The sequence below is a fragment of the Alistipes sp. genome, from assembly GCF_020026455.1.
Lineage (GTDB): Bacteria > Bacteroidota > Bacteroidia > Bacteroidales > Rikenellaceae > Alistipes.
In genome coordinates this window covers 56,711-69,831 of the sequence record NZ_JAHHQJ010000014.1, presented here as the reverse complement: position 1 = coordinate 69,831, position 13,121 = coordinate 56,711, and the positions used below count along the sequence as shown (strand labels likewise).

Genomic DNA, 13,121 nt, shown 5'->3' with positions numbered 1-13,121 from the left:
GATGGACGCTCTCGAAAAATACATCCACGACTTTTCGGAACCCGAAGGGGAGTTGCTGCACGAACTCGACCGCGAGACCAACCTGCGGGCCATAGCTCCGCGGATGATCTCGGGACACATTCAGGGACGTCTGCTGGAGATGATCGTGCGCATGCTGCGCCCCCGGAGGGTGCTCGAAATCGGGACATTCACGGGATATTCGGCGCTCTCGATGGCCGCAGGGCTGGAGGAAGGGGCCGAACTGCACACCGTGGAGGTCGACGACGAACAGGAGGAGTTCATCCGCTCGTATTTCGACCGCAGCCCCCACGGCCGAAAGATCTCGCTCCACATCGGCTCGGCTCTCGACATCGCCCCGAAGCTGGGCGGGGAGTTCGACCTCGTGTTCATCGACGGAGACAAACGCGAATACCCCGATTACTACCGGATGCTGCTGGGTGACGACGGCAGCAAGGTGCTTGTCCACAGCGGATCGGTGCTGATCGCCGACAACATCCTCTGGTCGGGGAAGGTCGTGCAGCCCGTGGCGCACAACGACCGTCACACGCAGGCTCTTCTGGAGTTCAACCGCATGGTCGTCGAAGATCCGCGCGTGGAGAACGTCATTGTCCCGCTGCGCGACGGACTGAATCTGATAAGAATAAAATAAGATGGAAATCAAGGAATTGCAGGAGCGCGTAGACGCCTGGATCCGGGAATACGGCGTGCGCTATTTCTCGGAGCTCACCAATATGGCCTGCCTGACCGAGGAGGTGGGGGAGTTGGCCCGCGTGATGGCCCGCCGATACGGCGACCAGTCGTTCAAGGCGGGTGAAAAGGAGAACCTCGCCGACGAGATGGCCGACGTGCTGTGGGTGCTGGTCTGCCTGGCCAACCAGACGGGTGTGGACCTCACGGCGGCCGTCGAGGCCAACTTCGCCAAGAAGACCGCCCGCGACAGGGACCGGCACCGCGACAACCCCAAGTTATAAGACACTGCCGACCGCGGCACGGAATCATTAGCGGCCGTTACGGTTTGCCGGCACACTGCAGCCGGCCCGGCAGTCGCACACCTCCTGCAGCCGAGCGTACACAACCCGGAATGATCCGGAACGCCCAGAGGAAAGCCCGGAACGCCCAGAGGAAAGCCCGGAACGCCCAGAGGAAAGCCCGGAGCACCACCCCCGAAAAAGCACCACTCCGGAAAGGCCCGGGAGCACCCCGGAAAACCCGGAATAATCCACCCAGCAACAACCCGAAAGGTCCGACAATACGGGAAAACATCCCGAAAACGCACCACTCCGGAAAAGCCCGGGAGCACCCCGAAAACACCCCGCGGAAACGGACGAACAAAAAATACCTCCGAACGGGAATCGTCCGGAGGTATCGGCGGGACGGACGCAACCGCCCCGAAAGCAGGGGATTACTCCAGTTTGAGGTCTCGCTTGATGCCTTCGATCTTGGCATCGAGCTCAGCCAGCGTCGTGTCGAAATCGGCGACCGAAGCCAGCGGCGCCTTCACCCCGAAGTAGAACTTGATTTTGGGCTCCGTGCCCGAGGGACGCACCGAAACGGTCGTGCCGTCGGCCGTGAACCACTGCAGCACGTTACTCCGGTCCTGCTCGATAGGGGTCTTGGCACCCGTCTCGACGTCGAGCGTTTCGAGCGACAGGAAATCGTTGATCTTCACCACCGGCGAGCCGAGGATCGCCTTGGGCGGTTCGGCCCGGAAGTCGACCATCATCTTCTGGATCAGCTCGGCGCCCTCCTTGCCCTTGCGGACCACCGAAACGAGGCCCTCGCGGTAGAAGCCATATTTCACGTAGAGCTCCTGCAGCCACTCGTAGAGCGTCAGGCCCATCGTATCCATCGCCCATGCGGCGGCCTCAGCAGCCAGCGAGCAGGCCGAAACGGCGTCCTTGTCACGCACGTAGTCGCCCGCCAGGTAACCGAACGACTCCTCGCCGCCACCGATATACTTGGCCTTGCCTTCGTTCTCGCGGATGATCTTGGCGATATACTTGAAGCCCGTGAGGCAGTCGTAGCACTTCACCTTGAAATAGTCGGCCACGGCGTTGGCCATCTGCGAGGTGACGATGGTCTTGACGACATACTGGCTGCCGTCCAGCTCGCCGCGCTCGGCCCAGCGGGTCAGCTGGTAGCTCAGCAGCAGCACGAGGGTCTGGTTGCCGTTCAGCAACACGTATTCGCCCTTCTTGTTGCGCAGCGCCACGCCGATGCGGTCCGAATCGGGGTCGGTGGCCAGAACCAGGTCGGCACCCTCCTTCGCCGCCAGGTCAATGGCCATGGACATCGTCTTGCGCTCCTCGGGGTTGGGGGACTCGACGGTGGGGAAGTCGCCGTCGATGACCGACTGCTCCTTCACCAGAATCACGTTCGTGAAGCCGAATTTCTTCAGCGACGCCGGAACCAGCCGCACTCCCGCACCGTGCATCGGCGAATAGACGATCTTCATGTCGTGGTGCTTCCGGACGCTTTCGGGCGACAGCGAGAGTTCGTGCACCTTGTTCAGATAGATTTCATCGAACTGCTCGTCGAGGATGGTGATATTTTCGGGATTTTTGCCCATCTCGATCATATCCACGTCGGTGATCTTGGCAACCTCGGCGATGATGTTCTTGTCGTGCGGCTCGGTGACCTGCGCCCCGTCGGTCCAGTAGGCCTTGTAGCCGTTGTACTCCTTGGGGTTGTGCGAAGCCGTGACGACCACGCCCGAATGGCACTTCAGTTCGCGGATGGCGAAGCTCAATTCCGGCGTCGGACGGAGCGCGTCGAACAGAAAGACCCGGAACCCGTTCGAGGCGAAAATATCGGCCACACGCTCGGCGAACATGCGCGAATTGTTGCGGCTGTCGTGGGCTACGGCCACACGAACCTGCTCGCCCGCGAAGTTCTTCTTCAGGTAGTTCGAAAGACCCTGCGTGGCGGCTCCCACCGTATAGACATTCATGCGGTTGGAGCCCACGCCCATGATGCCCCGCAGGCCGCCCGTGCCAAATTCAAGATCCTTGTAGAAACTCTCGACAAGTTCGGTCATATCATTATCCATCAGGCATTTGACCTGTTTCTTCGTCGCCTCGTCATAGTGGCCGTCGAGCCAGCTCTGGGCCTTGTTCAGAACCAATTGTTCCAATTCGTTTGCCATAAGTTCATTAGTTTTATTTATAGTTTAACTTCGGATGTCCCAAAAAAATTATATGCAAATATAATAAATAAAATTCGATAATTCACTATCAGGGAGTTAAAATTCGGGCACCGGAAACCGTTGTTTTTCTATATACAAAAAAAGGAGATCTGCAACACGAAAACGAAAATCTTTTTGCAAAATTATTCACAACTTTGTCACGTCAAAAAAACAGTACAACCCTCTGTCATGCTAAACAACTCTCGGACATATAGCGATATATGGCAAAACTGCTTGGACCAGATCAAGGCCCGAACCTCCGCGGAGGAGTTCGAAAAGTGGTTTCAGCCCATCGTTCCGCTCGAATTCGACGGAACGACGCTTCGTTTGAGGGTCCCCAACGAAAGCTACGTCCGTCAGATCGAGAAGAACTACATCCCGTTCCTCAAACCGATCATCTCGCAGCTCTACGGCCAGCAGACCCGGCTCCACTACGCCGTGCCCCGAACGAGCGCACAGGCCGTCCCCGTGGCGGCGGATTCCGACACGACGGCCATCTCGCGCTTCAACACGCAGACCAACACCGCAAATATAAAGAATCCGTTCGTAATTCCCGGACTCAAGAAAATAATCATCGACCCGCAGCTGAATCCAAACCTCACGTTTGCGACCTTCATCGAGGGTGAATGCAACCGACTGGCCCGCTCGGCGGGCATGTCCGTGGCCGTGAACCCGGGAAACAACCCCTTCAACCCCCTCTATATCTATGGAGACTCGGGACTGGGGAAGACCCACATCGTGCAGTCGATCGGCCACGAGGTGCGTCAGCGACACCCGGAGTTGCAGGTGCTCTACGTCTCGATGAACAAGTTCCAGGCGCAGTTCCAGACAGCCTACAAGAACGGCGAGATTCCCGACTTCATCCACTTCTACCAGATGATCGACGTGCTGATCATCGACGACATCCAGGAGCTGACGGGAAAGACCGGTACGCAGAACGCGTTCTTCAACATATTCAACCACCTGCAGCTGGCGGGCAAGCAGCTGATCCTCACGTCGGACAAGCCGCCCGTGGAACTCAAGGACATCGAACAGCGACTGCTGACCCGCTTCAAATGGGGATTGTCGGCACAGCTCAACACGCCGGACTACGACACCAAGCTCAAGATCATACGCGCCAAGGCGCAGAAGCTCGGGGCGCAGATCACGGACGATGTGGTGACCTATCTGGCGGACAACATCTCGGCCAACGTGCGGGAAATCGAAGGCGCCCTGTCGTCGCTGGTGGCCAACGCCTCGTTCCTCGGGCGCAAGATCACCACGTCGCTGGCCAAGGAGATCCTGAAGGTCTACGTGAAGCTCTATCAGAAGGAAATCACCATCGACCACATCATCGAGGTCGTGTGCGAATACCTCAATCTGGACTTCGCGCGCTTCAACTCCACGGAGCGCACACGCGAAATAGCCCAGGCCCGGCAGATCGCCATGTATCTGGCCAAGCAGCACACCAAGGCGCCGCTGACAACGATCGGGGCAGCCATCGGAGGCCGCAACCACGCCACGGTCCTCCACTCGTGCAAGGCCGTGACGAACCTCATCGAGACCGACAAGGCGTTCCGCCGTCAGGTCGAGGAGATTGAGAAAAAGGTCCTCGCCCAATAGTGCGGAGGGGGGGGGCGATACAAACAGAAAGTCGTGACATGGTCTGTCACGACTTTTTTTTCTATCTTTGCAAAAAAACAGCATGAAATCGTTCGTCATTCTATCGATTGCTTCGTTTGCAGGAAGCGCAAACTGCCGTGCAATGGTTCCGGATACCTCCGCTCCGGAATCCGAAAAACCTCTTTTTCGAATCGCAGGCAAGAACGATCTCCGCACTTCCGTTATGACTAATTTACGACCCCTGCACGGCGAACAGCCGTCTGTCTCCGAATAAATCATGGACCAACCCAAACTCGAACGCCTGCTGCGGCTCATGAAGCTGCTGACGGCAAACACCACCTACAACGTCGACCAGCTGGCCGAACGGCTCCAGATGTCGCGCCGCACGATCTACCGCTATATCGACACCTTCCGCGAGGCAGGATTTGTGATCAAGAAATCGAGAGACTGCATCCGTCTCGACAAGGAGTCGCCGCACTTCCGCGACATCTCGCAGCTGGTGCACTTCACCGAGGAGGAGGCCGTGATCCTGAAAAACGCCATCGAGAATATCGACGACACCAACCTGCTGAAGCAGAACCTCAAGCGCAAGCTCTACTCCGTATACGACAACAAGACGCTGGCCGACAGCGTCGTGCGGGGCAAGAACGCCCCGAACATCCGGCGGTTGATCGAGGCCATCGAGCAGGAGCAACAGGCCGTGCTGCACGGCTACCAGTCGGCCCACGGCGGCGAAGTGCGCGACCGCAGGGTAGAACCTTTCGCCTTCACGACCAACTATGTGCAGGTGTGGTGCTACGACCTCGAAAGCCACACGAACAAACTCTTCAAAACCGCGCGCATCGGATCCGTCGAACTCTCCGAAGCGGCATGGGAGCACCGGGAAGCCCACCGCGAGGGATTCATCGACGCCTTCCGCATGCACGGCGGAGTGCGTCACCGCGTGCGGCTGGAGCTGGGAATGCTGGCCTACAACCTGCTGTGCGAGGAGTATCCGCTGGCCGAACGCGACGTGAAACCGCTGGGCCGCGGACGCTGGTCGCTCGACACGCAGGTGGCCGGAATGGCCGGGGTGGGACGCTTCGTCGTGGGGCTGCTGGACGACATCCGCATCGTCGACTCACCCGAACTGACGGGCTATATCCGCGAATATATTGCGGCAAACACTCCGAACATGTGAGTTTTGCACGACCTTTGCCATTTTTTTACCCATGTGTCACAACCTGTCACTCGCAGGCTGTTCCTTTGCAGCGTGAACCAAAAACAAAACGACAATGGGAACAGCTTACAAAATCAGGTGCAAGCACTGCGGAGCGCAGTTCGAGCACTCCATGCAGCCGGGCTACGGCCTGCTGCCGATGTGCGTCGGGTGCGGCGAGTATGTCGAGACCGAAACGGCCATCCGGTGCCCGGCCTGTCTGCACCGGCTCAACACCACGCAGGAGGAGTTCAACGAGCAGATCGAAGTGACCTACCAATGGGATTAGAGCGCAAAAAAGTCGCTCGCAAAGCATGAAAATCGCCGGAAAATTCATACCTTTGAGAAAATAATCTCTTTATCGGGAAACGCTATGACACAGTTGCAGGTGGGGGAGATGGCCCCCGATTTCAAGTCCACGACTCAAGACGGTGAGCCTCTGACGCTTGCCGACCTGAAGGGACAGCGCACGATACTCTATTTCTACCCCAAGGACAACACCTCGGGTTGTACGCTCGAAGCCCAAAGCCTGCGCGACGGCAAGGCCGAGCTGGAACGGATGGATTTCCGAATCATCGGTGTAAGCCCCGACAGCGAAAAGTCGCACCGCAATTTCTGCGACAAGCACGCCCTGAATTTCACGCTGCTCTCCGACTCCGACCACTCGATGTGCGAAGCCTACGGCGTGTGGGCCGAGAAGTCGATGTACGGCCGCAAGTACATGGGGGTGCTGCGCACGACGTTCGTGATCGACGCAGAGGGGCGCATCGAGAAGATTTTCACCAAGGTGGACACCAAGAACCACTACCGGCAGATCATCGACTCCTACAAGTAGGGGTCAGGCAGGATCTCCAACGTGCAGGGGTGTATGCGACCACCGTATTCGCCGCCGCCGGCGTCGTGTCCTGGTCCGCAGCACCTCAATCCCCGCCCGAGGCGGGGTGTTGCTGCCGCAGAGGCGGCAAACCAAAGGCTCCCGCCGCCGGCCCGAGGGCGAACGGCGGCGAAGCAAAACAGTGTGAACAATAAAAAACAAGACAATAATGGCAGAAAAAGTACAGGTAAACGCGGACAAGCTCAAGGTGCTGGACGCAGTGATGCAGAAAATAGAAAAGGACTTCGGCAAAGGCTCGATCATGCGCATGAACAGCACCGAAGTGAACGACATTCCGGTTATCCCGACGGGTTCGATCACACTCGACATGGCGCTCGGCGTAGGCGGCTATCCCAAGGGGCGTGTCGTGGAGATTTACGGACCCGAGTCGTCGGGTAAGACCACGCTGGCGATTCACGCCATCGCCGAGGCCCAGAAGGCCGGAGGCATCGCGGCATTCATCGACGCCGAGCACGCATTCGACAGTTTCTATGCCCAGAAACTGGGTGTGGATGTCGACAACCTGCTCATTTCGCAGCCCGACAACGGCGAGCAGGCTCTTGAAATCGCCGACTCGCTGATCCGCTCGAGCGCCATCGACATCATCGTCATCGACTCCGTGGCGGCTCTGACGCCCAAAGCCGAGATCGAGGGCGAGATGGGCGACTCGAAGATGGGACTCCAGGCCCGCCTCATGTCGCAGGCGCTGCGCAAACTCACGTCGAGTATCTCGAAGACCAAGACCGTCTGCATCTTCATCAACCAGCTGCGCGACAAGATCGGCGTCGTATACGGCAACCCCGAGACCACCACGGGCGGCAATGCGCTGAAATTCTACGCTTCGGTGCGTATCGACATCCGCCGCATGTCGGTCATCAAGGACGGCGAGGACCAGCTGGGAACCCGCACGAAGGTCAAGGTCGTGAAGAACAAGGTGGCACCCCCGTTCAAACGCGCGGAGTTCGACATCATGTTCGGCGAAGGTATCTCGAAGATCGGCGAGATCATCGACATCGGCGTCGATTACGGCGTGATCAAGAAGGCCGGATCGTGGTTCTCCTACGGCGACCGCAAGATCGGACAGGGACGCGACGCCGTCAAGGAACTGCTGAAAAACGACGAAGAGCTGCGTAACGAAATCGAAACCAAGGTCCGCGAAGCCATGAAGACCGCAAAACAGGAGTAGTCTATGGGATATACTGCTGAGGATGAAACCCTTATAAAGGAGAAATGGGATGACCTGCTCCTCGCGTGCACCAAAATCTGCAAGAACGACGAGGACTGGAACTTCATCAAACGTGCTTTTTTCCTGGCCAAGGAGGCACACGAGGGGGTAAGGCGCCGCTCCGGCGAGCCGTACCTCCTGCATCCTATTGCAGTAGCCATGATCGTCATCAAGGAGATCGGGCTGGGGGTGAAATCGGTCGTCGCGGCCCTGCTGCACGACGTCGTGGAGGACACGGAATACACCGTGGAGGACATGGAACGCATCTTCGGACCGAAAATCGCCTCGATGGTCGACGGACTGACGAAGATGTCCGGCGTGTTCAACGCCGACACCTCCGAACAGGCCGAATATTTTCGCAAGGTACTCCTCACCCTCTCGGACGATGTACGGGTAATTCTGATAAAGATCGCCGACCGGCTGCACAACATGCGCACGCTGGGTGCCATGCCGATGAACAAGCAGATCAAGATCACCGGCGAGACGATCTACCTCTTCGCTCCGCTGGCCTATCGGCTGGGGCTCTTCTCGATCAAGAGCGAGCTGGAGGATCTCTGCATGAAGTACCGATTCCCGCAGCAGTATGCCGAAATCACGCAGAAACTGCAGGAAAGCGAGGCTTCGCGCCGGGAATTCATCAACAAGTTCAACGCCCCGATCATCGCCTCGCTCAACCGCGACAACATCAACTACGAGATCTCGGGACGCGTGAAGAGCGTCTACTCGATCTGGAGCAAGATGCAGCGCAAGCAGATCTCGTTCGAGGAGATTTACGACCTGTTTGCCATCCGCATCGTCTTCAAACCCCTGCCGTTCCCCTCGGAAAAGACACAGTGCTGGCAGATTTACTCCACGATCACCGACATCTACACCCCCAAGCCCGACCGGCTAAGGGACTGGATTTCGATGCCCAAGGCCAACGGATACGAGGCGCTGCACTCGACGGTGATGGGACCCGACGGTGTGTGGGTCGAGGTGCAGATCCGCACGCAGCGCATGGAGGACATCGCCGAACGCGGATTCGCCGCTCACTGGAAATACAAGCATGCGACCATTTCGCAGGACGAGGACGAATTCGACAAGTGGCTGAAACAGATCCGAGCGGCGCTGAACAGTCCGACGGAAAATGCCGTGGACTTCCTGGACAACTTTAAGTTATCGCTGTATACATCGGAGATAGTGGTATTTACACCCAAGGGTGAAGCCCGAAAAATGCCGTTCGGAGCCACGGCCCTCGACTTCGCCTACGACATCCACTCGAAGATCGGAAACAGCGCCATCAGCGCCAAGATCAACCACAAGCTCGAACCGATCACCACGCAGATCAACAGCGGTGATCAGATCGAGATCATCACGGCCGACAACGCCCGTCCCAAGCCCGAATGGCTCGAAACGGTCACCACGGCCAAGGCCAAACAGGCGATCAAGAGTTTCCTCAAGCGCGAACGGCAGAACAACATCGAGCGGGGCATGCAGCTGCTCGACGAAAAGATGAAGTCGCTGAACATCAAGTTGAGCGGACGCGTATTGCGCAAGATAACACCCATTTACGACAGCAACAACAAGGAGGAGCTATACAGCAAGATCGGGGCGGGAATCGTCTCGCTCGACAACCTGGACAAAGCCCTCAAGGTCAACGCCAAGAGCAAGATACTCAAATTCTGGACCCTCTTCATCCCCAAGAAGAAGGAGGATGAGGCGGACGACACCCCGATTCCGGGCGAAATAGCGCCGGCAGAGGAGGCTACGACCCCGGAACCGCAGTTCGAAATTGCGGAGTGCTGCAAGCCGATTCCGGGCGACAAGGTGGTAGGGTATCGAGACCCCGCTACGGGGAAAATCATCGTGCACAAAGCCACGTGCGACGAGTTGAACCGGCTCGCGTCGCAGTTCGGCCGCAACATCGTCAAAGAGGAGATCAAATGGTCGCAGCACAAGGCCATGTCCTATCTGGTGACCACGGAGTTGCGCGGCATCGATCGGCAGGGGCTGCTGCTCGATCTGGCGAAGGTCGTGAGCGCCGATTTCAACATCAATTTCCGGGAGGTGAACATCCACAGCCACGACGGCATCGTCGAAGGCAACGTCAGCCTCTATGTGAAGGATGCCGAAAGCCTCCGCGCTGTGATGGACAAGATGCGCAAGATAAAGGGTATAGAGAGTGTCAAACGAAGATTGAGTTAAAGACATGGATGATTTTGCATCGGTAATATGGACCGTGATCATCGTCGGAGCGATGATATTCAACGTCGTGGCGCAATCGCGCAAGGCCCGCGGAAAAGGCGCCCGAACTCCCGGACACGAAGAAGCATGGCCCGCACAGGAACATCCGGCATCCGAAGCGGCTCCGCCCCCTGTGCTCAGGCCCGTTGCGCCCGTTTTTCCGGACGAATGCCAGAGTCTGGAGGAGATTCCCGCCGAGGAATACATGCCGGAGCAGGCAATGCCGAAAGCCGTCGGAACGGGGCATACGGGACATTCTGGGCATACAGGGTTTCTGCGCCATCAGAGCATCAACAGCGCCATGGATGACGGCGGAAATGACGAAATCGCCGCGCATTCCCTCACAAACAACGAGCAGGAGACGGCAACGGCATTCCAGGCCGAAGAATTCAACCTCCGGCAGGCGATTATCTACTCGGAAATTCTGAAACCCAAGTTCGGGGAGCATCTTTAAAACCAAGTCCGGGGGGGGGGCCAGCAAGGGCCCTTAAAACTCCAGTTCCCCAGTTCGGGAAACTCCTTTACTGCGGGCATGAGCCCCAAGGGATCAGGCCGGCAGGAGGCCAGCAAGAGGTTGGTAGGAGGCTGACAGGGGGATAGGCCGACAGATAGGATGGAGGGCGGTCAACTGGCAACCGACTGACAAACAGGCAGGTAAACAGGCCGATAAACAGGCAGGCTGACGACAAGGCAAGCAAGCTGGTTGTCAGGTTGGTAGATGGGCAAGTCGGCTGACACCAGCAGGCAGGCCGATCGCGATAAACAAGCAGGCAGACAGGTTGGCTGGACAGGCGCCCAGAATCCGGACAAGGCGAAATGCTGGCTGAAATACCAATAATCTGGCTCGGGATGTGCAATAGACGCAAGTATCTGACAGTAAATCAACCTGTTATACAGCAACATCATCTCCCGAACAGGGTAGCATGCTGGCAGGCGGCACGACAGCACGGTAGCTTGATAGAACGGTAGTTCGGTAGCATAGCGGTAGGAAGCACAGCAACATAGCGACACGGCCCGCAGGCGGCACGACAGCACGGCATACGGTAGGTATGGAAGCACGGTAGCATAGCGACACGGCGCACAGCGACACGGTAGCACAACACACGGTACAGGCCGAGCTTGCGATTTAGGGGCTTCTTGCGGAAGCGGACAGGCCAAAGCAGAAGCAGCAGCCGATCGCAGCAACGCAGGGCCGCAGAGGACCGGAAAACCGATCCGCAAAACGAATCGCGGCAGAAAAAGCCGGCGAAAATTAGGAAAACGGCCCTGGCGTCGGATTGCAGGATAAGAAAAACCTAAATACAAAAGATATGGCAACCATTTTTTCACGTATCATTGCGGGGGAGATTCCCTCGTACAAAGTAGCCGAAAACGATGACTACTACGCATTCCTCGACATCAATCCACTGACAAAAGGCCATACGCTGGTCGTCCCAAAAAAGGAGGTGGATTACATCTTCGATCTCGACGACACAACACTGGCCGGTATGATGCTTTTCGCCAAAGAGGTCGCCGCCAAAATCAAACGGGAAATAGCGTGCGCAAGGGTGGCAATTGTCGTTTTAGGCCTTGAAGTACCCCATGCACACATCCATCTGATCCCGATTCAGAGCGAAAACGACGTGGATTTCCACCGCGAAAAGCTCAAATTAACGCCGGAAGAGTTCCACGAAATCGCCGATAAACTCTCGAAATAGAAGACTGTTCACAACTATACAACAAACTGTATTTAAGCCGGATAGTGGGTTATTAACACTATTCGGCCTTTTTATTTAACATAATAAATACGGAATCAGCAAAAGTAAACAAAACAGCTGGTAAAGGGTTCGAAAATAGCTTGAAAATACATCCGGAGGCATAAAATAGGGGAGTGTATTTACATTTGTAAACACTCAAAAAGAGTTTTATTTCCATCTGTAATTACTTTTGTAAAAAACATTTGTTTGTAGCCTCTGTTAATAGTTACACTTGTAACAAACTACCTCAAGGAGCGGAAATGTCAGATCAGAGGCAAGCCCGCAAGGATCAAACCATTGAATAACATCAAAAAGAAGTATTAATAACCAGCTATTTACATAAATCATATAAAGCATCAGTTAAATAATACGAGGTCAAAACACGTAATAGTCGACAGCAGGGGCATACATAGGATATTACACACTATAATTACATATAAACAAGGATTTTAATCTATTTTATATAAATAAATAGTTTATATAATAGCTATCGAAGAAATTTAACCATATTAATTGATTTACACTTGTAAACTTTATCGACACTTATTAACATTTTACAAATGTAGATTTTTCTTGTTTTACAAAAGAAAAGCATTTATATTTGTAAAAAATTGCGCTGATGAGGGAAAAATTGCTCGATCTGATGAAAAACGAAGGATTGAAGCCGAGCCAGCTCGCGGAACTGCTCGGAATCAATCCTGCGGGAATTTCCCATATTCTCGCCGGACGAAACAAACCGGGATTCGATTTGCTCCAGAAGATTCTCCGGAGGTTCCCGCGGATTAATCCCGACTGGCTGCTGCTCGACTCCGACAAGATGTATCGCGACAGCAAGCCCGAACAATCCGCACCGACCCTTGCATCCGGCGCATCGATCTCCGAAGGGCTGTTCGGTCCCGAGCGGAATACAGGGATCAATCCACCGCATCAGGAGCCGGCTGCAGCCGCGACCGAAAATTCCACTCCGCAGGCAACGGTTCCATTTCCCGGCACACGGACAGATGTCGCCATCCGGCGGATCGTAATATTGTACGACGACCTCACCTTCGAGAGTTTCACGCCGACAAAGCGCTAAAAGC

12 protein-coding genes are annotated in these 13,121 nt (G+C 56.1%); 11 read left to right on the top strand and 1 reads right to left on the bottom strand.

All coding sequences use genetic code 11. The annotated features are described in order from the left end of the window. Position 1 precedes the first annotated feature (1 nt). Positions 2-649 (top strand): class I SAM-dependent methyltransferase, encoded by a 648-nt coding sequence (locus QZ460_RS08535; protein WP_290541154.1) that lies wholly within the window; start codon positions 2-4, stop codon positions 647-649. Between the two features lies 1 nt (position 650). After that, positions 651-971, top strand: a complete 321-nt coding sequence (locus QZ460_RS08530; protein ID WP_290541153.1) for a nucleotide pyrophosphohydrolase — start codon at positions 651-653, stop codon at positions 969-971. Positions 972-1,402: 431 nt separating this feature from the next. Here QZ460_RS08530 and QZ460_RS08525 read toward each other — a convergent pair whose 3' ends face one another. Then, positions 1,403-3,145, bottom strand: a complete 1,743-nt coding sequence (locus QZ460_RS08525; protein ID WP_290541152.1) for a phospho-sugar mutase — start codon at positions 3,143-3,145, stop codon at positions 1,403-1,405. A 228-nt stretch (positions 3,146-3,373) separates the two neighbouring features. On the opposite strand from QZ460_RS08525, the gene dnaA reads away from it, so the two are divergent. The 9 genes from dnaA to QZ460_RS08480 all read left to right on the top strand — a co-directional run bounded on the left by dnaA (position 3,374) and on the right by QZ460_RS08480 (position 13,117). After that, positions 3,374-4,786, top strand: coding sequence for a chromosomal replication initiator protein DnaA (gene dnaA / locus QZ460_RS08520; RefSeq protein WP_290541151.1), 1,413 nt, complete (start codon positions 3,374-3,376; stop codon positions 4,784-4,786). 277 nt (positions 4,787-5,063) lie between these two features. Further along, a complete protein-coding gene (locus QZ460_RS08515; protein ID WP_290541150.1) occupies positions 5,064-5,966 on the top strand; it encodes a WYL domain-containing protein in 903 nt (300 codons plus the stop codon). A gap of 94 nt (positions 5,967-6,060) precedes the next feature. Next, entirely contained in the window at positions 6,061-6,273 is a 213-nt protein-coding gene (locus QZ460_RS08510; RefSeq protein WP_290532009.1) for a hypothetical protein, read from the top strand. An 84-nt stretch (positions 6,274-6,357) separates the two neighbouring features. Then, positions 6,358-6,819: a thioredoxin-dependent thiol peroxidase gene (bcp, locus tag QZ460_RS08505; protein WP_290541149.1), complete on the top strand. Its 462-nt coding sequence runs from the start codon at positions 6,358-6,360 to the stop codon at positions 6,817-6,819. A gap of 208 nt (positions 6,820-7,027) precedes the next feature. Further along, entirely contained in the window at positions 7,028-8,044 is a 1,017-nt protein-coding gene (gene recA, locus QZ460_RS08500) for a recombinase RecA (RefSeq protein WP_290541148.1), read from the top strand. A gap of 3 nt (positions 8,045-8,047) precedes the next feature. Then, the gene (locus QZ460_RS08495) at positions 8,048-10,267 is read left to right on the top strand and encodes a RelA/SpoT family protein (protein ID WP_290541147.1); all 2,220 of its coding nucleotides are present in this window, start codon (positions 8,048-8,050) and stop codon (positions 10,265-10,267) included. A gap of 4 nt (positions 10,268-10,271) precedes the next feature. Beyond that, positions 10,272-10,760, top strand: coding sequence for a hypothetical protein (locus QZ460_RS08490; RefSeq protein ID WP_290541146.1), 489 nt, complete (start codon positions 10,272-10,274; stop codon positions 10,758-10,760). A gap of 856 nt (positions 10,761-11,616) precedes the next feature. Further along, positions 11,617-12,003, top strand: a complete 387-nt coding sequence (locus QZ460_RS08485) for an HIT family protein (RefSeq protein WP_290541145.1) — start codon at positions 11,617-11,619, stop codon at positions 12,001-12,003. Between the two features lie 658 nt (positions 12,004-12,661). Next, a complete protein-coding gene (locus tag QZ460_RS08480; RefSeq protein WP_290541144.1) occupies positions 12,662-13,117 on the top strand; it encodes a helix-turn-helix domain-containing protein in 456 nt (151 codons plus the stop codon). The last annotated feature ends 4 nt before the right edge of the window (positions 13,118-13,121 follow it).

Coding starts and splice junctions, on each gene's coding strand:
- QZ460_RS08485 (WP_290541145.1), top strand. CDS start 11,617: ATGGCAACCATTTTTTCACGTATCATTGCGGGGGAGATTCCCTCGTAC.
- QZ460_RS08535 (WP_290541154.1), top strand. CDS start 2: ATGGACGCTCTCGAAAAATACATCCACGACTTTTCGGAACCCGAAGGG.
- bcp (WP_290541149.1), top strand. CDS start 6,358: ATGACACAGTTGCAGGTGGGGGAGATGGCCCCCGATTTCAAGTCCACG.
- recA (WP_290541148.1), top strand. CDS start 7,028: ATGGCAGAAAAAGTACAGGTAAACGCGGACAAGCTCAAGGTGCTGGAC.
- QZ460_RS08480 (WP_290541144.1), top strand. CDS start 12,662: ATGAGGGAAAAATTGCTCGATCTGATGAAAAACGAAGGATTGAAGCCG.
- QZ460_RS08525 (WP_290541152.1), bottom strand. CDS start 3,145: ATGGCAAACGAATTGGAACAATTGGTTCTGAACAAGGCCCAGAGCTGG.
- QZ460_RS08490 (WP_290541146.1), top strand. CDS start 10,272: ATGGATGATTTTGCATCGGTAATATGGACCGTGATCATCGTCGGAGCG.
- QZ460_RS08495 (WP_290541147.1), top strand. CDS start 8,048: ATGGGATATACTGCTGAGGATGAAACCCTTATAAAGGAGAAATGGGAT.
- QZ460_RS08530 (WP_290541153.1), top strand. CDS start 651: ATGGAAATCAAGGAATTGCAGGAGCGCGTAGACGCCTGGATCCGGGAA.
- QZ460_RS08510 (WP_290532009.1), top strand. CDS start 6,061: ATGGGAACAGCTTACAAAATCAGGTGCAAGCACTGCGGAGCGCAGTTC.
- dnaA (WP_290541151.1), top strand. CDS start 3,374: ATGCTAAACAACTCTCGGACATATAGCGATATATGGCAAAACTGCTTG.
- QZ460_RS08515 (WP_290541150.1), top strand. CDS start 5,064: ATGGACCAACCCAAACTCGAACGCCTGCTGCGGCTCATGAAGCTGCTG.